The organism is Xanthobacter sp. 91 (assembly GCF_000702385.1).
In the GTDB taxonomy this organism is placed as follows: domain Bacteria; phylum Pseudomonadota; class Alphaproteobacteria; order Rhizobiales; family Xanthobacteraceae; genus Xanthobacter; species Xanthobacter aminoxidans.
Genome location: NZ_JNIB01000001.1, coordinates 832359 through 854149, shown reverse-complemented (window position 1 = coordinate 854149; position 21791 = coordinate 832359). Strand labels below are relative to the sequence as shown.

The following is a 21791-nucleotide window of genomic DNA, read 5'->3' as shown; positions in this document are numbered from 1 at the left end:
GGCGCCATGGGGAGGCCCTACATCTCGGGCATGGCCGAATTTCTTTCCTCCCTGTCGCGCCGCGCCCGCGGTCTCCTTCCCAGAAAATGGCGCACCGATGCGCCCCTCGTGCCGGTGGTGCGGCTGTCCGGCCCCATCGGCATGACCTCGCCCTTCTCGCGCAGCATGTCGCTCGCCAGCACGGCGCAGGCGCTGGAGAAAGCCTTCGGCATGAAGGAGGCGCCCGCCGTGGCGCTGCTCATCAATTCGCCGGGCGGCTCGCCGGTGCAGTCCCACCTCATCTTCCGCCGCATCCGCGCGCTGGCGGAGGAGAAGGAGAAGCACGTCTTTGCCTTCGTGGAGGATGCGGCGGCCTCCGGCGGTTACATGATCGCCTGCGCGGCCGACGAGATATTCGCCGATCCCTGTTCCATCGTCGGCTCCATCGGCGTTGTCACGGCGGGCTTCGGCTTCGACCGGGCCATCGAGAAGCTGGGCATCGAGCGGCGCGTCTACACCGCCGGCGAGCGCAAGGTGACGCTGGACCCCTTCCGCCCCACCCAGCCGGAAGACGTGGAGCGGCTCGACCAGTTGCTGAAGGAGCTGCACACCGTATTCGCCGATCTCGTGAAGTCGCGTCGCGGCGATGCGCTGATGGGCGATGACGAGACGCTGTTCTCCGGCGAGTTCTGGCTGGGCACGCAGGCCGTGGGCCTCGGCCTCGTGGATGGCCTCGGCGACGTGCGCGGCATCCTGAAAGCCCGCTACGGCACGGACACGACGCTGAAGCTGGTGCAGGGGTCCACGGGCTTCCTGCCCAAGCGCCCCACTGGCTTTGCCGGCGCGCTCGCCCGCGAAGCGGCGCTGGGCGCCGCAGCTGCGGTGGAGGAACGCGCGCTGTGGAGCCGGCTCGGGCTTTAGCTGTCGTCTGTCCGGCGGCCGGGGCGAGGGGCTGGTTGCCGATTGATCAGGCAGAACGGGCGCATGCCCGTTTCTTGCCCTTTCGCCTTGTGCGGGGCGGGGTTACATCCGAAGCATGACCGAGCCCGCCGATACCCTTCTCATTGCCATCGCCCAGCTCAACCCGACGGTCGGCGATGTCTCCGGCAATCTCGCCATCGCCCGCCGCGCCCGGCAGACAGCGGGCGAGGCGGGGGCGGACCTCGTGGTGTTTCCCGAGCTCTTCATCGCCGGCTATCCGGCCGAGGATCTGGTGCTGAAACCGGCCTTCCTCGCGGCCTGCCAGGAGGCGGTGGAGGCGCTCGCCGCCGAGACCGCCACCGGCCCGGCCGTGCTCATCGGCGCGCCGTGGGTGGAGGAAGGGCGGCTCTTCAACTCCGTGCTGCTGCTGGAGGAGGGGAAAATCTCCGCCGTGCGGCACAAGGTGGATCTGCCCAATTACGGCGTGTTCGACGAGAAGCGCGTGTTCGCCGCAGGCCCTCTGCCGGGACCGATCCCGTTCAAGGGCGTGCGGCTCGGCGTGCCCATCTGCGAGGACATCTGGGGGGCGGACGTGGTGGAATGCCTCGCCGAGACGGGCGCGGAAATCCTCATCGTTCCCAACGGCTCGCCCTATCGCCGCTCGGTCTATGCGGAGCGCGAGAACATCGCCGTCGCCCGTGTGGTGGAGAGCCGCCTGCCGCTGCTCTACGTGAACCAGGTGGGCGGGCAGGACGAACTGGTGTTCGACGGCGCCTCCTTCGTCCTCAACGCCGACCGCTTCCCTGCCTTGCAGTTCCCCGGCTTCGTCGAGCGCGTCCGCCTCTCCCGCTGGCAGCGCTTCGAGGACACCTGGCGCTGCCTCGGCGGCAATCTCGTGGAGGCCATGGAGGGCGACGAGGCTGATTACGCCGCCTGCGTCGTCGGCCTCAGGGACTATGTGAACAAGAATGGCTTCCCCAGCGTGGTGCTGGGCCTGTCGGGCGGCATCGATTCCGCTCTGTGCGCGGCCGTGGCGGTGGATGCGCTGGGGCCGGAGCGGGTGCGCTGCCTGATGCTGCCCTACCGCTTCACGTCGGAAGACAGCCTCAAGGACGCCGCAGCCGTGGCCGAAGCGCTGGGCGTCAGCTACGAGGTCGTGCCCATTGGGCCTGCGGTGGAGGGGCTGGAAGCGGTGCTGGCGCCGCTGTTCGCGGGCACCGAACGCGACGTGACGGAGGAGAATTTGCAGGCCCGCGTGCGCGGCACGCTGCTCATGTCCGTCTCCAACAAGTTCGGCGCCATGGTGCTGACCACCGGCAACAAGTCGGAGATGTCCACCGGCTATGCCACGCTCTATGGCGACATGAACGGCGGCTTCAATCCCATCAAGGATCTGTACAAGATCGAGGTCGTGCGCCTCGCCCGCCTGCGCAACCGCTGGAAGCCGGCCGAGGCGCTGGGGCCGGACGGCATCGTCATCCCCGATCACCTCATCGACAAGCCTCCGAGCGCGGAACTGCGCGAGGGCCAGACGGACGCGGACGCGCTGCCGCCCTATCCGATGCTCGACACCATCCTCGCCCGGCTGGTGGAGGGCGAGAGTTCGGTGGACGAGATCGTCGCCGACGGCTTCGATGCCGCCATCGTGGCCCGCGTGTCGCGCCTGCTCACCGGTGCCGAATACAAGCGCCGTCAGGCCGCGCCGGGGGTGAAGGTGACGGGGCGCAACTTCGGCCGCGACCGCCGCTATCCCATCACCAACCGTTTCCGTGAGGAATAGCCCGACCGGCGCTTGACGGGTGTAGGTCAGTCGTCCAAATTCTGGAAATAGGACAATTGACCTAGGCGGTTCCCATGCCTGCGAGCGACACCCGCGCCGCCATCGTCGAGGCGGCGGACCGGCTGTTCTACGAGACCGGCTTCGCCTCCACTTCGTTCGCCGACATTGCCGCAGCAGTGAAGCTCTCGCGCGGCAATTTCTATTATCATTTCAAGAGCAAGGACGAGATCCTCGCGGCCGTTATCGCGCTGCGGCTGGAGCGTACCCGGAAGCTCCTCGCGCAGTGGGAAGACGAGGGAGACGATGCGGAGGCGCGCATCCTCAGCTTCGTCGGCATCCTCATCACCAATCGCGCCAAGATCATGCGTTTCGGCTGCCCGGTGGGCACGCTCTGCAACGAGCTGGCGAAGCTCGATCATGCCGCCGGCGCCGACGCCGCGCGGCTCTTCGAGCTTTTCCGCGACTGGCTCGCGCGCCAGTTCCGCGCTCTCGGGCACGGGGAAGACGAGGCCGCCCGCCTCGCCATGCACCTCCTCGCCCGCAGCCAGGGGGTGGCGACGCTCGCCAGTTCCATCGGCGACGAGGCGTTCATCGACGCCGAGGTTGCCGAGATGCGCGGCTTCGTCGCCGCCCATCGCCATCCCGCCGTCCACGCCTGAAGAGGGGAAACCATGTTCGTCGTCCTGCTGCGCTTTGCCGCCAACCGTGCTGCCGCTCCGCGCCTGATGGACGGGCACAATGTCTGGCTCCGGAAGGGCTTCGACGAGGGAAGCTTCCTGCTCGCGGGCGGCATCGAGCCCAAGGCCGGCGGCGCCATCCTCGCCACCGCCGCCTCCCGCGCCGAGGTCGAGGCCCGGATCGCGGAAGACCCGTTCGTCGCCGAGGGCGTGGTCGCGGCCGAGATCATCGAGATCGCACCCGGCCGCACGGACCCGCGGCTCGCCTTCCTCGCCGCCTGAGCCGCGACAGGAGGCGCAATCCTACCGCCCTCATGGTCTTTCAGATTTTTCTTTTCCTTGTGCGGACTTAGCCGGAGGTGTCTAGCCACGGGGCGGCGCTGACGTTACGGTTGCGCCGGATACAACCGGGCTGGTCGCGATGGATGAGTGGGCGCTTCTTGTTCTGGTGGTTCTCGCCTTTCCGGTGATGGCCCTGGTGGGTTTCATCATGGCGCTGAAGAGCCGGGGCCGCATTCGCGTGCTGGAGGCGCGGGTCGCGGCGCTGGAGGCTCAAGCAGGGCTGGCGCCGGCCGCTGCGTCCGCTCCTGCCTGGACCCATACGCCACCGGCCGCCGTGCCGCAGGCGAAGGAAAGTCCGCTGGCGCGCCTCGCACGGCCGCCCGAGCCGATCGATGCGGGAAGCGAGCCGCCCGCTGCGCCGTCGCCTCTGTTTCCCGCGCCCGAGGCGGAAGCCCCGGCCGCGCCCCCCGCGCCGCCCCCGCCTGCCATCGATGCCGCCAGGCTCAAGGAGCGGCTGGCCGGCTTCGAGGAGAAGGTCGGCGCACGTTGGGCGGTGTGGGTCGGCGGCCTCGCCTTGGCGCTGGGCGGCGTGTTCCTCGTGCGTTTCGCAGTGGAGCAGGATCTGATCGGGCCGGGCTTGCGGGTCAGCCTTGGCCTGCTGCTGGCTCTTTTCCTGCTCGGTGCCGGCGAATGGCTGCGCCGTCGCGAGGGCAAGGACCCCGCCGCGCCCATCACCAGCCTGCGTGAGCTGGTGCCGGATGTGCCGAGCATCCTCACCGCCGCCGGCACCATGACCGCCTTCGGCAGCATCTTCGCCGCCTATGAGCTCTACCATCTCATTCCGCCGCAGGCCGCCTTCCTGCTGCTCGCCGCCACCGGTGTCGCCACTTTGCTGGCGGCCCTGCTGCATGGGCCGGCGCTGGGCGCGCTCGGTTTCGTCGGCGCGGCGCTGACGCCCTTCCTCGTCACCACCAGTTCGCCCAACGCCTGGGGCGTGGCTCTGCTCATCGCCGTGGTCGGGGCGAGTGCGCTGGGCGTCGCGCGCATCCGCCGCTGGAAGGGGCTCGCGCTCCTCGCCATCGCTGGCATGGTGGCCTGGGGGCTCACCCTCATCGCCTTCGAGGTGCCGCAGGCGGTGACGGCTTCCGGCGCGCTCGGCCTCGTGCTGCTGGCGCTCACCGCCGCGCTTCTGGCGCCGGGCTTCCTGTGGGGGCCGGAGGCGGGGGAGCGGCCGGAGCCGGTCTCCATTCTCGGCGCGGTGGGTGCGCTTGCCGTCATGGCCGCCGCAGCGGTGGACGGGAATGTCGCCGCCGGGCCGCTGGCCGTGTTCGTCGTTGGCGCCGTGGGCGTGCTCGCGCTGGCGTGGCGGGTGCGGCCGATGACGTTCGCGACCTTCGCGGTGGCGCTGCTGGCCCCGGCCATCCTCACCCAATGGGTGTTCCCGCCCGATGCCGGCTCCACCCTCGCGCCGGCCGGCCCCATGGCCGGTGCGGTGGCCGAGCCGGAGCGTCTCTCCATCGGCCATTTCATGGTCTTCGCCTTCGCCATGGGCGCACTGATGCTATCCGCCGGTGCGCTGGGCGCCGGGCGGGGCGGGCGCAGCCGCACCGTGCTCGGCTGGGCGGTGACGGGAACGGTCGGCCCGGTGCTGATGCTGATCGCCGCCTATGCGCGACTCACGGAGCTGGAACGCAGCCTGCCGTTTGCGGCGCTGGCGCTGGCGCTTGCCTTCCTCTTCACCCTTGGTGCCGAGCGGCTCTTGAAGGGGGCGCGCACCCATGCGGCCACCGTGTTCGCCGCGGCCGGTGTGGTGAGCCTGTCGCTGGCGCTGACCTTCGCGCTCGAAAAGGGCTGGCTCACGGTGAGCCTCGCGCTCGCCGCCTGCGGCGTCGCTTGGGTTTCCACCATCCGCCCACTGCCGGGGCTGCGGCAGTTCTCGGCGGCGCTGGGCGTCGTGGTGCTCTCCCGCATCGTCTGGCTGCCCACCATTGCCGTTGATCCGGGCGCGACGCCCATCTTCAACTGGCTGCTGTGGGGCTATGGCGTGCCGGCGCTGGCATTCGCCGCGGCCGCCTTCTTCCTCGCCAGGAGCAGGGACGACTGGGCGCGGCGGGTGCATGAATGCCTCGCCCTGATCTTCGCCATGCTGCTGGCGGCGACCGAAGTGCGCCACCTCGCCCATGGCGGCGACATCTATGCGGTCGGCACCCGGCTGTTCGAGACCGGACTGCTGGCAGTGGTCTATGGCGCCTATGCGGTGGGCCTCTCGCGCCTCGCCAATGTCACCGGGCGTGGCTTCTACCGGCTGTTCTCGGACATCGTGGCTGCGGCGGCGACCGTCTGCGCGCTCAACGGCCTCATCGAGACCAACCCGTTCGCCACCGGCGAGGCCGTGGGTGGGCCGGTCTTCAACGATCTCCTCATCGCCTATGCCCTGCCGGCCGGGCTCGCCGTGGCTTTCGCGGCCGGCCAGCCCGTGACGCGGCCGCGCGTGCGGACGGCGGGATGGGTGATCGCCGGGGTGCTTGCGCTCGCCTATGTCACGCTGGAGGTGAGCCGCCTGTTCCAGGGGCCTGTGCTGGCGGGCGACGCCATCTCCTCCGCCGAATGGTATGCGTGGTCGGCGGCGTGGCTGGTGTTCGGCATGGTGCTGCTGGCGCTGGGCCTGTGGCGCGGCTCGCGCACGTTGCGCCTCGCCTCGGCCGCGGTGATGGTGGCGACCGTGCTGAAGGTCTTCCTCTCCGACATGGCGGATCTGGAAGGCGTGCTGCGCGCCGTCTCCTTCATCGGCCTCGGGCTGGTGCTGGTGGCCATGGGATGGGTCTACCAGCGCCTGCTGGCGCGGGAGAAGGTGGCGCCGGCGCCGGGGGGACCGCCTTCGGCGTGATGGGCTGCTTCGGCGCGGTGCTTCACTCAAACGCCGCGCGGGCTTCAACCGGCGCCCGTGCCGCGCAGCCTCACCCGCGCGGGCCGAACACGATCACCGCCGCCCCCGCGAGGCAGATGAGCGCGCCGGCGGCATCCCAGCGGTCCGGCCGCACGCCCTCGACGCTCCACAGCCACGCCAGAGAGGCGATGATGTAGATGCCGCCATACGCGGCGAACGCGCGCCCGGCGGCCTCCGAATCCACGAAAGTGAGGGCCCAGGCGAAGGCCGCGAGGCTCACGAGCCCCGCCAGCAGCCAGAGCGGCGTCACGCCATGGCGCACCACCTGCCAGAAGGCGAAGCACCCGGCGATCTCGCAGAAGGCGGCGACCACGAAGGCGATGAGCGTCGACAGCGGCAGCGCCATGGTTTTCACCCTCTCCGAACCGTCATCGCAGGATGGTGGGCTTCACCCACCAGTCCGGCTGTGCGGCAAGCACCCGCCGTGCCAGCGCCGCGGCCGCGCGGCAATCGTCCGTCAGGGCGAAGACCGTGGCGCCCGAGCCGGACATGCGCACCAGCCGCGCCTCCGGTTGGGCCGCAAGGCGGTCGATGACCTCGGCGATCTTCGGCGCGACGGCCACGGCCGGTGGCTCCAGATCGTTGGGCACGGCGGCGATGGCGGCCATCAGCTCCGCCCGGCCAGAGGGCAAAACGGCAGGCAGGGACGGCCCGTCGAATGCCGCGCCGGGCGAAAGCCCGAGCTGGCGGAACACGGCGGCCGTGGGCACCGCCACGCCGCAATTCACCAGCACTCCGGCGAGCGGCGGCAAGGCGAGGGGCGGGGAGAGCACATCGCCGACCCCTTCCATCAGCCGCGCGCGCGGATCGAGGCACACCGGGACGTCGGACCCCGTGGCGCGGGCTGCGGCGAACAGGCGCGGGTCATCGGGGGCGAGGCCGTTGAGGCGGCCCAGCAAGCGTAGTGCCGCAGCGGCATCGGACGAGCCGCCGCCGAGCCCCGCCGCCACCGGCAGCCGCTTTTCCAGAAGGAAGGCACCGAGCCGCGCCCCCGGCACCTCGGCGGCGAAGGCGCGCGCCGCGCGCAGCACCAGATTGTCCGCATCCGGTCCTGCTGCCGCGGCGGTACGCCCCTTCACGGCAAGCGATAGCGCAGCGTCAGGCGTGAGCGAGAGGAGATCTGCCGCGCCGGAAAAGACCACGAGACTCGCGAGATCGTGAAACCCATCCGTGCGCCGCCGGACGATGCGCAAGGTCAGGTTGATCTTCGCCGGAGCGCGCGTCCGCAAGGTTTCCATACGGCGGCTTATGCCGCGCCGCACACGTCGCCGCAACCGGCCCTCGCGAACACCGGTGATTCATGACTCCCACGTAACTTGCGGTGCCACAGGAAAGCCGCCATCCTCACGCCATCTCGCCCCGTTTGGATTTCGCGTTACCACGCCCGCAGGGCCCGGCTTTCAGGACAGATCATCGGTGACGACACGACGCCCCACCTTCTCCGCGGCCCTGGCGGCCGGCCTTGCTGCGGTGCTCACTCTGTCGCCGGGCCTCGCCCGGGCCGAGGCCGTGCCTGACTTCGATACCTCGCTCGCGGGTAACTACCTCGCCGCCCGGCTGGCGAGCACCGAGCGCGACCAGGACGCGGCCGTCGTCTATCTGCGCAACCTGATGAAGCTCGATGCGCGCAACGAGGAGATCCTGGAACGGACCTTCTTCGCCATGCTCATGGACGGCCAGATCGACGACGCGATGAAGCTCGCCGATCGTCTGGTGAAGATCGACCGCACCCATCGCGTCGCCCGCCTCGCGCTCGCCGTGCGCTCCATCAAGAAGGCCCATTATCAGACGGCGCGCACCAACCTCGCGCTTTCGGTGCGCGGTCCCATCGGCGATCTCACGGCCACGCTGCTCGCCGCCTGGACCTTCTTCGGCTCCGGCAACACCAAGGGCGCGGTGGAACTGATCGACCGGCTTGAGGGGCCGGACTGGTACGCGCCCATGAAGGAGCTGCACGCCGGCCTCATCCTCGACGCCGCCGGGCAGAAGAAGGAGGCCGGGCGCCGTCTTGAGGCGGCCATGAAGGCCGATCCCGGCTCCCTGCGCGCCATCGATGCCTATGCCCGCTGGGCCTCGCGCAACGACAATACCGAGGCGGCGCTCGCCGCTTACGCTGCGTTCGACAAGCAACTGCCGAACCACCCCATCGTGCTTGCGGCCATCAAGGAGCTGAAGGCCGGAAAGCAGCTGCCGCCGCTGGTGAAGACCGCACAGGAGGGCTCCTCCGAGGTGCTCTATGGCCTCGGCGCGACACTCGGACGGCAGGGCGGGGAAGACCTCGCCCTCGTCTATCTCCAGCTCGCCATCTGGCTCTATCCCGAGCACCCCTTCGCCAGCCTGACGCTGGCCGACCTCTACGAGCAGCTGAAGCAGCCGGCGAAGGCCATCGAGGTCTACGAGACCGTGCCGGACTCCTCTCCGCTGAAGCGCAACGCGCAGGTGCAGCTGGCCGTCAACCTCGACGCCACGGACCATTACAATGAGGCCCGCAAGCAGCTCGAGAAGATGATCGCCGCCGATCCCAAGGACATCGAGGCGATCATCGCGCTGGGCAAGATCCAGCAGACGCGCAAGATGTTCTCCGAGTGCGCGGGTACCTATTCCAAGGCGATTGCCCTCATCCCGCAGCCCACGCGTGGCAACTGGGCCCTGTTCTACTTCCGCGGCGTGTGCAACGAGCGCTCGAAAAACTGGCCGGCCGCCGAGGCGGACCTGAAGAAGGCGCTGGAGCTCAACCCCGACCAGCCCCATGTGCTGAACTATCTCGGCTATTCGTGGGTGGACCAGGGCACCAACCTGGACCAGGGCCTCGACATGATCCGCAAGGCGGCCAAGCTGCGGCCCGACGACGGGCCCATCGTGGACAGCCTCGGCTGGGCCTACTATCGCACCGGGCGCTACGAGGACGCCGTGGTGCAGCTTGAGCGCGCCATCGAACTGATGCCACAGGACCCGGTCATCAACGACCACCTGGGCGATGCCTACTGGAAGGTGGGCCGCAAGCTCGAGGCGGGGTTCCAGTGGAACCACGCGCGCGACCTGAAGCCCGAGCCGGACGACCTCGCCAAGATCGTGCAGAAGATCGACAAGGGTCTTGATTCGGTCGATCAGCCGCCGCCGGTCAGCAAGGCCGAGGAGCAGCAGAAAGGCGGCTGAGGCCGCCTGAATCTCCCCGAAATGGCGCTTCGGCACCTTCTGAAGCGTCGAAGCAAGGCAATTTTGCCCCGGCCCGCGCTTTTCAGCCGCGGGCCGAGCAGCTAGGGTCGGCGCCCGTTCGGGAACCAATCCATGCATGACAGAAGCGCTCGACCGCTCGATCCCACATCCGATGCGGCCATCGCCGCGAGCGTCACGCCGCGCCCCATAGAGGATGTGGCGGCGGACCTCGGCATTCCGGCGGACGCGCTCTATCGCTACGGTCCGCACAAGGGGAAGATCAGCCTCGATTTCGTGGCCGAGGCCGAATCGCGGCCGCGCGGCCAGTTGGTCCTGGTCACCGCCATCAATCCCACCCCGGCGGGGGAGGGGAAGACCACCACCACCATCGGCCTCGGCGACGCCCTCTCGCGGCTCGGCACCAGGACGGCGGTCTGCCTGCGCGAGCCCTCTCTCGGTCCGGTGTTCGGCGCCAAGGGCGGCGCCACCGGCGGCGGGCGGGCGCAGATCATCCCCATGCAGGACATCAACCTGCATTTCACCGGCGACCTGCACGCCATCACCGCCGCCCACAACCTGCTGTCGGCGCTGATCGACAATCACATCCACTGGGGCAATGCCCTCGACCTCGACGCCCGGCGCATCAGCTGGCGGCGGGTGATGGACCTGAACGACCGCGCCCTGCGCCAGATCACCATCGGCCTCGGCGGCCCGGCCAACGGCTATCCGCGCGAGGACGGCTTCGACATCACGGTGGCGAGCGAGGTGATGGCCATCCTGTGCCTCGCCGACAGCCTTTCCGATCTGGAGGCGCGCCTGTCCCGCATGGTGATCGGCCAGACCCGCGGCCGCCGCATGGTGCGCGCGGAGGAGCTCGGCGGCATCGGCGCCATGGTGGCGCTGCTCAAGGACGCGTTCCAGCCGAACCTGGTGCAGACGCTGGAGGGCACGCCCGCCCTCGTGCACGGCGGCCCGTTCGCCAACATCGCCCACGGCTGCAATTCGGTAATGGCGACGCGCACCGCCCTTGGCCTTGCCGACGTGGTGGTGACGGAGGCCGGCTTCGGCGCGGACCTCGGGGCCGAGAAATTCCTCGACATCAAGTGCCGGCAGGCCGGGCTCGTGCCCTCGGCTGCGGTGGTGGTGGCGACGGTGCGCGCGCTGAAGATGCATGGCGGCGTCCCGCTCAAGGAACTCGGCACGCCGGATGCGGCGGCCGTGGCGCTCGGCTGCGGCAACCTCAAGCGGCACGTGGAGAATTTGAAGAAGTTCGGTCTGCCGGTGGTGGTGGCGCTGAACCATTTCACCGGCGACACGCCGGAGGAACTGGAAGCGGTGCGTGCGGCTCTGGCGCCCGAGGGCGTCGATGTCTTCCCCTGCGGCCACTGGGCCCGGGGCGGGGAGGGGGCGATGGACCTCGCCCGCGCCGTCCTCGACCTCGTCGCCCGCCGTCCGAAGTTCGAATATCTCTACCCCTCCGAACTGCCGCTCAGGGAGAAGATCGAGACTATCGCCCGCGAGATCTACCGCGCGGAGCGGGTCGATTTCTCCTCCGCCGCGACCGCGAAGCTCAAGGAATACGAACTGGCGGGCTTCGGTGACCTGCCGGTGTGCATGGCGAAGACGCAGTATTCCTTCTCCGCCGATCCCACCGCGCGCAACGCGCCCACGGGCCACACCCTGCCCATCCGCGAGGTGCGCCTGTCCGCCGGAGCGGGCTTCGTGGTGGCGCTCGCCGGCGACATCATGACCATGCCGGGCCTGCCCTCAGCGCCGGCCGCCCAGGACATTTTCGTCATGCCGGACGGTTTCATCGCCGGCTTGTCCTGATACACGCGGCGGTGGCACAAGGCGCCGCGCATTCCCATCTGAACGCCATCAAAACCAGAGCGGTGTCACGCCGCGGGAGACGAACATGGACAGCAAGGCCGCCATCGTAGGCTGGGCGCACTCGCCATTCGGCAAGCTCGAGGATGCGGACACCGAGGCCCTGATGAGCCGGGTGGCCGGCGCTGCCATCGAGCATGCGGGCCTCTCCCCGCAGGATGTGGATTCGATCCACGTGGGCGTGTTCAACGCCGGCTTCCAGAAGCAGGATTTCCAGGGCGCCATGCCGGCCCTCTCCGTGCCTGAACTGGCCCATGTACCGGCGGTGCGCGTGGAGAACGCCTGCGCCACCGGCTCCGCCGCCATCCATTCCGCGCTCAATTACATCGAGAGCGGGCAGGGCCGCATCGCCCTCGTGGTCGGCGCCGAGAAGATGACGGCCAAGCCCACCGCTGAGGTCGGCGACATCCTGCTCAATGCCTCCTACCGCAAGGAAGAGGCGGACATCGAAGGCGGCTTTGCCGGCGTGTTCGGCCGCATCGCGCAGACCTATTTCCAGCGTTACGGCGACCGCTCGGAAGAGCTCGCCCGCATCGCCGCCAAGAACCACAAGAACGGCGTTTCCAATCCCTATGCGCAGATGCGCAAGGATTTCGGCTTCGAGTTCTGCAACACCATTTCGGAGAAGAACCCCTACGTGGCCGGCCCCCTGCGCCGCACGGACTGCTCGCTGGTCTCCGACGGCGCCGCGGCGCTGGTGATCGCCTCGGCGGACGTGGCGGAGACGCTCGGCCGCGCCATCACCTTCCGCGCGCGCGCCCACGTCAACGACATCCTGCCGCTGTCGCGCCGCGATCCCATCGCCTTCGAGGGCGCCCGCCGCGCCTGGGCCAAGGCGCTGGAGAAGGCCGGCCTGACGCTGGACGATCTCAGCCTCGTCGAGACCCACGACTGCTTCACCGTGGCCGAGCTGATCGAGTACGAGGCCATGGGCCTCGCCAAGCCCGGGGAAGCCTACAAGGTGGTGCGCGAAGGCATCACCGAGAAGACCGGCAAGCTGCCGGTGAACGCCTCCGGCGGCCTGAAGTCCAAGGGCCACCCCATCGGCGCCACCGGCGTCTCCATGCACGTCCTCTCGGCCATGCAGCTCATGGGCGAGGCCGGCGACATGCAGATCGACGGGGCCAAGGTGGCCGGCGTCTTCAACATGGGCGGCGCCGCCGTGGCCAACTATGTCTCCATCCTCGAACGGGTGAAGTGAGGCGCGGTTTTACGGTCTGAACGATGCAGCGGGCGGCCTTGGGGCCGCCCGTTTTCATTCGGTGGCGGCGGCGAGGATGGGTCCGCCGGCCGGCGCCTGTACGAGGATGGCGGTGCGCAGGCCCGGCGCGGCTTCCGGCCGGGGGTAATGGGCGCGCGTGCCGGTCCAGCCGCCGAGCCGCTCCAGGCGTCGCACCACGCGGGCGTGGGGCAGGGTGCGGCCGGCATTCTCGCCGCGTCGGACGGGCACCTCGATGACGCCCGGCTCGTATTCCGCGAGCCACACGTCCGCGGCTGCGGCGGGGGCGGTCCCCGACCCGATCGCCACCTCGTGCGCGCCGATCACGACTTCGGGGCCGACGACGGGACCGGCGGCGGAGATCGCGTGCTCGATGTCCGACAGGCTGTAGCCCACGCGGCTGAGGCGGCCATTCACCACCATCTGCGGCGTGAACGGCCCGCGCTCGCCCAGCATGGGTTCGTAGGTGTACTGGCGCTGGGTGAATTCCGGCTTGCCGAAGGTGTCGCGCCAGCCGAGGCGATCCCAGTAGGTCACGCTGAAGCTCAGGGCGAGCACGTCCGGGCGGCGGGTGAGGGCGATCAGGTTGGCGTCCGCCGGCGGACAGGAGGAGCAGCCCTGGCTGGTGAACAGCTCCACCACCGTGAGCTTCTGGCGCGGCTCGGCGGCGGCGGGGCCGCCCGCAAGGAGCGCCAGAACGGCCGCGCCTGCGGCGAGGGCAGTCCATTTCGTGTGCGGTGAACGGCGCGGCTCGCGCGGGGACGGCGAGGAGGCGGACGGGGTTTCGGCCATGGCGCGGGGCTCCTGCGGGACGCCGCCCGCATGAGGCTTCCATCGGGCGCTCCCGGTCCTCCTTCGTCCTGCGGCGCCCGCGGGTTACGCCCTCACGGCATCGTGCAGGCGCCCGTCACCCCCGCGAGAGCCCCTGTGCCTCCAAAGCCTTGAGATAGGCGCTGAACTTCTGCTCCTGGTTCACGCCGTAGCTGTAGAGCAGGTCCCAGGTGTAGAGGCCGGTGCCGTGACCGTCGTCGAAAATGAGGCGGACGGCGTAATTGCCCACCGGCTCCACCTGCGCGATGCGCACCTGCCGCTTGCCGGGCACCGTGATCTTCTCCTCGGGCTGGTGGCCCTGCACCTCGGCGGAAGGGCTTTCCACCCTCAGATACTCGGCGGGGAGGGTGAATTTCGCCCCGTCCTCGAAGGTCACGGAGAGCGTGTGCCGGTCGTCGATGACGCGCAGCTCGGTGGGCCAGGGGGCGGCGGCGGGGGCAGACGCGGGAGCCATTTCGTGATGTCCTTTTTCGATCGGGCGAAAGGCCGAGCCATTTGATTTCACACGGCATCGTGTTCGGGCGGCGGCCCTATCCATCTTCCTCTTGCATACGATATATAGGGCAAGCGTCGAAGCCCGCCGTCTGCCGCATCCGGGGCGCTGGGCTTGCCTCAAGACCGGCCCAAGCCGGCGGACGGGGAAAGGCGCGGGAGACGCAAGGCTGCTGCGGGAGTGGTGTGGTGAGTGATCTTCCCAGGGATCTGATCGACCGGCCGGGTGTCGCCGCCGCGCAGCAGGCCGGCCCGCTCGTGGATACGTTCGGCCGCGCCGTCACCTATCTGCGCGTCTCCGTCACCGACCGCTGCGACTTCCGCTGCGTCTATTGCATGTCCGAGCACATGACCTTCCTGCCCAAGCAGGATCTCCTGTCGCTCGAGGAGCTGGACCGCCTGTGCAGCGCCTTCGTGCTGCGCGGTGTGCGCAAGCTCCGCCTCACAGGCGGCGAGCCTCTGGTGCGGCGGGACGTGATGACCCTGTTCCGCAGCCTCTCCCGCCACATGGAAAGCGGCCGGCTGGACGAACTGACTGTCACCACCAACGGCTCCCAGCTCGCCCGCCACGCGGCGGACCTCGCCGCTTGCGGGGTGAAGCGCATCAACGTTTCCATCGACACGCTGGACCCGGCGAAGTTCCGCGCCATCACCCGCTGGGGCGATCTCGCCCGCGTGCTGGAGGGCGTGAAGGCCGCGCAGGCGGCCGGCATCCGGGTGAAGATCAATGCCGTCGCGCTCAAGGACGTGAACGAGCACGAAATCGCCTCCATGATGGAGTGGGCCCACGGCGAGGGCCACGACCTCTCCCTCATCGAGGTGATGCCCCTTGGCGAGGTGGGCGAGGAGCGGGTGGACCAGTATCTGCCGCTCTCCGCCGTGCGCGAGCAGCTCGCCGAGCGTTTCACCCTCACCGACATCGCCTATCGCACCGGCGGCCCCGCCCGCTATGTGGAGGTGAAGGAGACCGGCGGACGGCTGGGCTTCATCACGCCGCTGACGCACAATTTCTGCGAGGGCTGCAACCGGGTGCGCGTGACCTGCACCGGCACGCTCTACATGTGCCTCGGCCAGGAGGACGCGGCGGACCTGCGGGCGCCGCTGCGCGCCTCCTCCGACGATGCCCTGCTGCACCGGGCCATCGACGACGCCATTTTCCGCAAGCCCAAGGGCCATGACTTCGTGATCGACCGCAAGACCCGCCAGCCGGCGGTTGGGCGGCACATGAGCACCACCGGCGGCTGAAGCGGGGCGGCGCGCGGCCCGGAGATTGAGGCGAAGGCGTGGCCGGGCCATGCCGCAGGCGGGGGGCTCGCGCGCGAGAGCCGGCGCAAAGCGCAGGGCGTCTTTACCCGAAATCAGCTACATCTGGCCCAGAAGATCAATCAACGGCCTGAAGCCGGTTTTGGCGCGCACCGCGACGCCCGACATCTACGAGGTTTGACGTGACACTGCCCCGGGATTGCGCCGGCGCCATCGTTCGTTCCCTTCGCTTTTCCGGCGCAGGAGCAACGGCATGAGCATCCAGGCTGCCGCGCAGCGCCCTGTTGCCCATGTGCCGGTCTCGGCGGTCAAGGGCCTCGTCGCCATGGTTGGCTCCATGGCCCTGTTCATCACCAACGACACCTTCATGAAGCTTGCGCTGCGGGAGGTGCCCCTCAGCGAGGGCCTCGGCCTGCGCACCGTGATGGTGAGCTTCCTGTTCCTCGGCCTCATCGTGGCGTCCGGCGATCTCCTCGCGCTGCGCCACATGTTCCGCCGCAGCGTGCTGGTGCGCTCTTCGCTCGATACCGTCACCACCTTCGTCTACGTCGCCGCGCTGGCGGCCATGCCCATCGCGTCCACCACCACCATCTACATGGCGACGCCGCTCATCACGACCGCGCTGGCCGTGCCGCTCCTGGGCGAGAAGGTGGGCTGGCGCAGCTGGTCAGCCATCATCATCGGCTTCTGCGGCGCGGTGATCGTGACGCGGCCGGATCCGGCCACCTTCAGTCTCATCGCCCTGCTGCCGCTCATGGCCGCCTTCACCGGCGCGGCGCGGGACATTTCCACTCGCAGCATCGGGCCGGAGATTCCCGGCGCGGTGGTGGGCCTCACCGGCTCGGTCGTCTTCTGCCTCGCCGCGACTCTGATCGCGCCCTTCGAGAGCTGGAAGGTGCCTTCGACCACGGTGCTCGCCTATGTGGTCGCGTCCGCCGTGTCGTTCGGCGGCGGCACGCTGCTACTGGTGTTCGCCTTCCGCAACGCGCCCATCGCCTCGCTCTCGCCCATGCGCTACCTCTTGGTGTTCGGGGCGCTCATCTCCGGCTACTTCGTGTTCGGAGATCTGCCGGATGCCTGGACCAGCGTCGGCATGGCGCTGGTGGTGGGGGCGGGCCTCTATGCCATCCAGCGTGAGCACGCGAAGAGCCGGGCGGCGCGTCGCGCGGCGCGGGACGACCGGAAGACCGGCGTCGTCGGACTCGCCACGGGCTCGCGCGCCACCGGGACTTGCCAGCCGGCCGCGGCCTGCGCGCCCTCGCGGGATTGACCTCAGATCAAGACAGATGACGGCGCGGCGCGTCAGCCGCGCGGGCGGTATTCGCCGGTGGCGGGGTCGCGCTCCAGCCGCACCGTCTTCAGGTCGCCGGCTTCCGCCTTGCGGCGGCGGTCCAGTGCCTCGTTGACGCGTCGCGTCTCCGACGAGATCAGCTTTGCAAGCGCCACGGCGCCGAGGGCGCCCAGGGCAACGACGACGAACGGCGGCACGGCGGCAAACTCCGGTCAGCGGGGCGCGATTGCGCGCCCCATGCACGGTACGTCACCACGCGGTGATGGCGAAAACGTGCCACGGCCGCCTGCTCAGGCGGCGAACACCTTGTAGCGGCGCGGCTTGAGGCCGACCTCCGTGCCCGGCGCGAGATCCTGGCCGTGGGGCACGGCGGCTTCCACCACCACCGGGCCGGAGCTGCCGTTGAGCTGCACGTCGGCGCGGCGGGTGGGGCCGAAGGTGCGCACCGAGAGCACCTTGCCGGAGATGGCGCTCGCCGACGGATCTGCGAGGTCCACGTCGTGGGGCCGGGCGAGGATGCGGGCCGGCCCGTCTGCCACGCCTTGCGGATCGAGCCCCAGCGCACGGCCGCCGAGATAGAGGGCGCCGCCCTTCACCTCGCCGGGCAGCGCGATGGTCTCGCCGATGAAGTCGTGCACGAAGGCGGTGGCCGGATTGTCATAGACCTCGCCGGGCGAACCCACCTGCTCGATCTTGCCATGCCCCATCACCACCACCCGGTCGGCCAGCTCCAGCGCCTCTTCCTGGTCGTGGGTGACGAGCACGGAGGTGACGGGCAGTTCCTCGTGCAGGTGGCGCAGCCAGCGGCGCAGCTCCTTGCGAACCTTCGCATCGAGCGCGCCGAACGGCTCGTCCAGCAGCAGCACCTTGGGGGAGATGGCGAGCGCGCGGGCGAGCGCCACGCGCTGGCGCTGGCCGCCGGAAAGCTGGGCGGGATAGCGCTCGGCCAGCCAGTCGATCTGCACGAGGTGCAGCAGCTCGTTGACCTTCGCGCGGATGGCGGCCTCGGGCAGCTTGTCCGCGCCCCGGCGCACGCGCAGGCCGAAGGCCACATTCTCGAACACGTTCATGTGCCGGAACAATGCATAGTGCTGGAACACAAAGCCCACATTGCGCTCGCGCACGGAGCGGGAGAGCGCATCCTCGCCGTCGAACCGGACCTCGCCGGAATCCGGCCATTCGAGGCCGGCGATGATGCGCAGGAGCGTGGTCTTGCCCGAGCCCGAGGGGCCGAGCAGGGCAACCAGCTCGCCGGTGCGGATGGTGAGGCTCACATTGTCGAGCGCGGCAAAGGTCTTGAAGCGCTTGGTGACGCCGACGACGTCGATGGTCATCTGTCTTCCTCGGCGAGGCGGTGTTCGAGAATGGTCTTGGCGATGAGCGTCACGAGCGCCAGCAGCGCCAGCAGGGACGCCACCGCGAAGGAGGCGACGAACTGGTACTCGTTATAGAGAATTTCGATGTGCAGCGGCATGGTGTTGGTGAGCCCGCGCACATGGCCGGACACCACCGAGACCGCGCCGAATTCACCCATGGCGCGCGCATTGCACAGCAGCACGCCGTAGAGCAGCGCCCATTTCACGTTGGGCAGCGTCACCCGGAAGAAGGTGGAGAGGCCCGAGGCGCCGAGCGAGATGGCCGCTTCTTCCTCCGCCGTGCCCTGCTCCTGCATCAGGGGGATCAGTTCGCGCGCCACGAAGGGGAAGGTGACGAAGATGGTGGCGAGCACGATGCCCGGCAGCGCGAAGATGATCTTGATGTCCCACGCCTGCAGGTATGCGGCGAACAGGCCCTGCGAGCCGAACAGCAGCACATAGACGAGGCCCGCCACGACAGGCGAGACCGAGAAGGGCAGGTCGATGAGGGTGATGAGGAAGGTCTTGCCGGGAAACTCGAACTTGGCGATGGACCATGCCGCCACGAGCCCGAACAGCAGGTTCGCCACCACCGAGATGGCCGCGACGATGAGGGTGAGCTGGATCGCGGCCAGCGCATCGGGGGCCACCAACGCCGCAACATAGGCCTGCCAGCCGCGCTTGAAGGCTTCGTAGAACACCGTCACCAGCGGCAGGCCGATGAACAGGCCGACGAAGGCGAGGGCGATTACCGTCAGGACGATGCGCACGGCCCGCGGCTCGGTGCGCACCGGCCGGCCGCGGTGCGTCGCATAGGTGTGGGACTGCTCCAGCGCGGAGGGCAGGCCCTCACTGGCGCCGTGGGCGACGGTATGACCCGACGTCTGGTCGAGGGCGTTCATCCGTGCTTGCTCCCGCGCAGCTCCGCCCAGCGCTGGAGGCGGTTGATGATGAGCAGCAGGACGAAGGAGGCGACCAGCATTACCGTGGCGATGGCGGTCGCGTCCGCATAGCGGAACTCCTCCAGCCGGATGACGATGAGCAGCGGCGCGATCTCGGAAATGCCGGGCAGGTTGCCGGCGATGAAGATGACGGAGCCGTATTCGCCCACCGCCCGCGCGAAGGCGAGGGCGAAGCCGGTGAGCAGCGCCGGCCATACCGAGGGCAGCACCACCCGCACGAGGGTCTGGCCACGCGTGGCGCCGAGGCTCGCGGCGGCGTCCTCCAACTCCTGGTCGAGGTCCGCCAGCACCGGCTGCACGGTCCGCACCACGAACGGCAGGCCGATGAAGACGAGGGCGACGAGGATGCCGAGCGGCGTGAACGACACCTGGATGCCCAGCGGCGCGAGCAGCGAGCCGACCCAGCCGTTCTCCGCATAGAGCGAGGTCAGCGCGATGCCGGCCACGGCCGTGGGCAGCGCGAAGGGGATGTCGATGAGCGCGTCGACGATCTTCTTGCCGGGGAAGTCGTAGCGCACCAGCACCCACACCACGATGGCGCCGAACACCATGTTGACCAGCGCGGCGGCAAAGGCGAGGCCGAACGACACCTGCAGCGCATGGAGCGTGCGCGTCGCCGTGACGATGGCGATGAAGCGCTCCAGCGACAGCTCGCTCGTCTTGATGAACAGCGCCGACAGCGGCAGCAGGACGATGAGCCCCAGCCACGTCAGGGTAAGGCCCAGCGTGAGGCCGAAGCCGGGGATCACGCTCGGCTGCCGGAATCTGAGGCGGGACGATGAGGCGCTCATGGAAGGTTTATAGTCCGGCGACGCTTCTGCGTCGCTCGCTCTAAAGGCCGCGGCCACCGCCGTCAGGAAGGCTCCCGAGGGCGGCGGCCGCAGGGTGGATTGAGGGGCGGATCAGTTGCCGGTGATCTGGTCGAACACGCCGCCGTCGGAAAAGTGGGTCTTCTGCGCCTTCTGCCAGCCGCCGAACACCTGATCGATGGTAAAGAGGTCCACCTTGGCGAACTTGTCCTTGTACTTGGCGGCCACCTGCTCGTCGCGGGGGCGGTAATAGTTCTTCGCCGCGATCTCCTGGCCGGCCGGGGTGTAGAGGAACTTCAGGTAGGCTTCCGAGATGGCGCGGGTGCCCTTCTTGTCCACCACCTTGTCCACCACCGCCACGGGCGGCTCGGCGAGGATGGAGACGGAGGGGGTGATGATGTCGAACTTGTCGGGGCCGAGTTCGTTCACCGAGAGATAGGCCTCGTTCTCCCAGGCGATGAGCACGTCGCCGATGTTGCGCTCCACAAAGGTAACGGTGGAGCCGCGGGCGCCGGTGTCGAGCACGGGGGCGTTCTTGTAGAGCGCCTTCACGAAGTCCTTGGCCTTGGCCTCGTCGCCGCCGTTCTTCTTCAGGGCATAGCCCCAGGCGCCGAGATAGTTCCAGCGGGCGCCGCCGGAGGTCTTCGGGTTGGGGGTGACGACCTTGATGCCGGGCTTCACCAGATCGTCCCAATCCTTGATGCCCTTCGGGTTCCCCTTGCGGACGAGGAAGACGATGGTGGAGGTGTAGGGCGAGGCGTTATCCGGGAGGCGCTTCTGCCAGTCCTTGGCGAGGTAGCCCCTCTCGGCGATGGCGTCGATGTCGTAGGCGAGGGCCAGCGTCACCACATCCGCCTCGAGGCCGTCGATGACGGAGCGCGCCTGCTTGCCGGAGCCGCCGTGCGACTGGTTGATCTTCACCGTGTCGCCGGGGTGCGCCTTCGCCCACTCGGCCGCGAACGCCTTGTTCACGTCCACATACAGCTCGCGGGTGGGGTCGTAGGAGACGTTCAGCAGCGTGATGTCGGCTGCGGCGACGGCGCCGGCCGAAAGCACGAGCGCGGTGGCGGCGGCAAGGCCGGCGCGCAGGAACGTGCGGCGAGACGACATGGGAAGACCTCCGGCGAGTTCGTTCGTCAATCAGATCAATCGTTCGATATAGCGAACAATCGCAGCCGCCTGACGACTGGTCAACCCATATATCACAAGTTCTATGGAATTAAATTCAAATGCCCTCGCCAAAATGGATACCGCATTCGGTCTTGGCCTTGCCCCGCCAGCGGCCGGCGCGCGGGTCCTCGCCCGGCTGGACGCGGGAGGTGCAGGGCATGCAGCCGATGGAGGCGAAGCCGTGCTTTTCCAGCGGGTGCCGCGGCAGGCCGTGGGCGTCCATGTAGCCGACGAGTTCCTCCCGGCCCATGGCGGCGAGGGGATTGAACTTCACCCGCTCCCCGTCCTGTTCCACCAGGCCGATCGCCGTGCGGGTGGACGCCTGGTAGCGCTTGCGGCCATTGAACCACGCGCCATAGGGCGCGAGGGCGCGGGCCAGCGGCTCCACCTTGCGCAGGGCGCAGCAGGCGTCCGCATTGTCGGACCACAGTCCCCGCTCCGGATCGCGCGCGGCGAGCGCTGCGGGATCGGGCGAGAAGGTCTGCACGTTGGTGAGGCCGAGATGGCCGGCCAGCGTGTCGCGATAGGCCAGCGTTTCCTCGAACAGGTGGCCGGTGTCGAGAAAGAGGATAGGCGTCGCCTGATCCACCTGCGCGATCATGTGCAGCAGCACGGCCGATTCGGTGCCGAAGGAGGACACGGCGGCGATGCGGCCGGGAAAGGCAGCGAGGCCGGCGGCGATGACGTCCAGCGGCGAGGCGTTTTCCAGCCGCGCATTCAGCGCGTCGATGTCGAGGCGGGGAGCGGCCCGCTCAAGGGCGTTCATCTCG

Annotated in this window: 20 protein-coding genes; 10 read left to right on the top strand and 10 right to left on the bottom strand. The window is 69.1% G+C overall.

The window, feature by feature from the left end; genetic code table 11:
- Positions 1–30 precede the first annotated feature (30 nt).
- The 5 genes from A37E_RS0104160 to A37E_RS0104140 all read left to right on the top strand — a co-directional run bounded on the left by A37E_RS0104160 (position 31) and on the right by A37E_RS0104140 (position 6526).
- Positions 31–900, top strand: coding sequence for a S49 family peptidase (locus tag A37E_RS0104160; RefSeq protein ID WP_029555450.1), 870 nt, complete (start codon positions 31–33; stop codon positions 898–900).
- 115 nt (positions 901–1015) lie between these two features.
- The gene (locus A37E_RS0104155; protein WP_029555449.1) at positions 1016–2680 is read left to right on the top strand and encodes an NAD+ synthase; all 1665 of its coding nucleotides are present in this window, start codon (positions 1016–1018) and stop codon (positions 2678–2680) included.
- A 74-nt stretch (positions 2681–2754) separates the two neighbouring features.
- Positions 2755–3339, top strand: coding sequence for a TetR/AcrR family transcriptional regulator (locus A37E_RS0104150; protein WP_029555448.1), 585 nt, complete (start codon positions 2755–2757; stop codon positions 3337–3339).
- A 12-nt stretch (positions 3340–3351) separates the two neighbouring features.
- On the top strand, positions 3352–3639 hold the full coding sequence (locus A37E_RS0104145) for a YciI family protein (protein WP_029555447.1): 288 nt from the start codon (positions 3352–3354) through the stop codon (positions 3637–3639).
- Positions 3640–3778: 139 nt separating this feature from the next.
- On the top strand, positions 3779–6526 hold the full coding sequence (locus A37E_RS0104140) for a DUF2339 domain-containing protein (RefSeq protein WP_051678773.1): 2748 nt from the start codon (positions 3779–3781) through the stop codon (positions 6524–6526).
- Between the two features lie 70 nt (positions 6527–6596).
- Here the strand turns inward: A37E_RS0104140 and A37E_RS0104135 are convergent, their stop codons facing one another.
- Positions 6597–6932 (bottom strand): YnfA family protein, encoded by a 336-nt coding sequence (locus A37E_RS0104135; RefSeq protein ID WP_029555445.1) that lies wholly within the window; start codon positions 6930–6932, stop codon positions 6597–6599.
- Between the two features lie 22 nt (positions 6933–6954).
- Positions 6955–7824: a 4-(cytidine 5'-diphospho)-2-C-methyl-D-erythritol kinase gene (locus tag A37E_RS0104130; RefSeq protein WP_029555444.1), complete on the bottom strand. Its 870-nt coding sequence runs from the start codon at positions 7822–7824 to the stop codon at positions 6955–6957.
- A 178-nt stretch (positions 7825–8002) separates the two neighbouring features.
- Between A37E_RS0104130 and A37E_RS0104125 the strand changes: the two genes are divergently transcribed.
- From A37E_RS0104125 to A37E_RS0104110, 3 genes are all read left to right on the top strand, one after another.
- Positions 8003–9742: a tetratricopeptide repeat protein gene (locus A37E_RS0104125; protein ID WP_038192551.1), complete on the top strand. Its 1740-nt coding sequence runs from the start codon at positions 8003–8005 to the stop codon at positions 9740–9742.
- 132 nt (positions 9743–9874) lie between these two features.
- Positions 9875–11572, top strand: coding sequence for a formate--tetrahydrofolate ligase (locus tag A37E_RS0104115; RefSeq protein WP_081837444.1), 1698 nt, complete (start codon positions 9875–9877; stop codon positions 11570–11572).
- A gap of 85 nt (positions 11573–11657) precedes the next feature.
- Entirely contained in the window at positions 11658–12830 is a 1173-nt protein-coding gene (locus A37E_RS0104110; protein WP_024280538.1) for an acetyl-CoA acetyltransferase, read from the top strand.
- Positions 12831–12884: 54 nt separating this feature from the next.
- Here the strand turns inward: A37E_RS0104110 and A37E_RS0104105 are convergent, their stop codons facing one another.
- Together A37E_RS0104105 and A37E_RS0104100 are read right to left on the bottom strand one after the other, a co-directional pair.
- Positions 12885–13640, bottom strand: coding sequence for a DUF1223 domain-containing protein (locus tag A37E_RS0104105; protein ID WP_051678772.1), 756 nt, complete (start codon positions 13638–13640; stop codon positions 12885–12887).
- A gap of 115 nt (positions 13641–13755) precedes the next feature.
- Positions 13756–14133, bottom strand: a complete 378-nt coding sequence (locus A37E_RS0104100) for a DUF971 domain-containing protein (RefSeq protein ID WP_029555440.1) — start codon at positions 14131–14133, stop codon at positions 13756–13758.
- Between the two features lie 248 nt (positions 14134–14381).
- On the opposite strand from A37E_RS0104100, the gene moaA reads away from it, so the two are divergent.
- Entirely contained in the window at positions 14382–15416 is a 1035-nt protein-coding gene (moaA, locus tag A37E_RS0104095) for a GTP 3',8-cyclase MoaA (RefSeq protein WP_029555439.1), read from the top strand.
- A 271-nt stretch (positions 15417–15687) separates the two neighbouring features.
- Positions 15688–16704, top strand: a complete 1017-nt coding sequence (locus A37E_RS0104090) for a DMT family transporter (RefSeq protein WP_029555438.1) — start codon at positions 15688–15690, stop codon at positions 16702–16704.
- 32 nt (positions 16705–16736) lie between these two features.
- Here the strand turns inward: A37E_RS0104090 and A37E_RS0104085 are convergent, their stop codons facing one another.
- The 6 genes from A37E_RS0104085 to A37E_RS0104060 form a co-directional block, all read right to left on the bottom strand.
- A complete protein-coding gene (locus A37E_RS0104085; RefSeq protein WP_029555437.1) occupies positions 16737–16922 on the bottom strand; it encodes a hypothetical protein in 186 nt (61 codons plus the stop codon).
- A 93-nt stretch (positions 16923–17015) separates the two neighbouring features.
- Positions 17016–18059: a sulfate/molybdate ABC transporter ATP-binding protein gene (locus A37E_RS0104080; RefSeq protein WP_029555436.1), complete on the bottom strand. Its 1044-nt coding sequence runs from the start codon at positions 18057–18059 to the stop codon at positions 17016–17018.
- The gene (gene cysW, locus A37E_RS0104075) at positions 18056–18982 is read right to left on the bottom strand and encodes a sulfate ABC transporter permease subunit CysW (protein ID WP_029555435.1); all 927 of its coding nucleotides are present in this window, start codon (positions 18980–18982) and stop codon (positions 18056–18058) included. Before cysW ends, A37E_RS0104080 begins: the two co-directional genes overlap by 4 nt.
- Complete coding sequence (gene cysT / locus A37E_RS0104070) at positions 18979–19833, bottom strand: sulfate ABC transporter permease subunit CysT (RefSeq protein ID WP_024280530.1); 855 nt, start codon at positions 19831–19833, stop codon at positions 18979–18981. Before cysT ends, cysW begins: the two co-directional genes overlap by 4 nt.
- 111 nt (positions 19834–19944) lie before the next feature.
- Positions 19945–20961: a sulfate ABC transporter substrate-binding protein gene (locus A37E_RS0104065; protein WP_029555434.1), complete on the bottom strand. Its 1017-nt coding sequence runs from the start codon at positions 20959–20961 to the stop codon at positions 19945–19947.
- Positions 20962–21076: 115 nt separating this feature from the next.
- Positions 21077–21787, bottom strand: coding sequence for a phosphoadenylyl-sulfate reductase (locus A37E_RS0104060; RefSeq protein WP_029555433.1), 711 nt, complete (start codon positions 21785–21787; stop codon positions 21077–21079).
- Between the last annotated feature and the right edge of the window lie 4 nt (positions 21788–21791).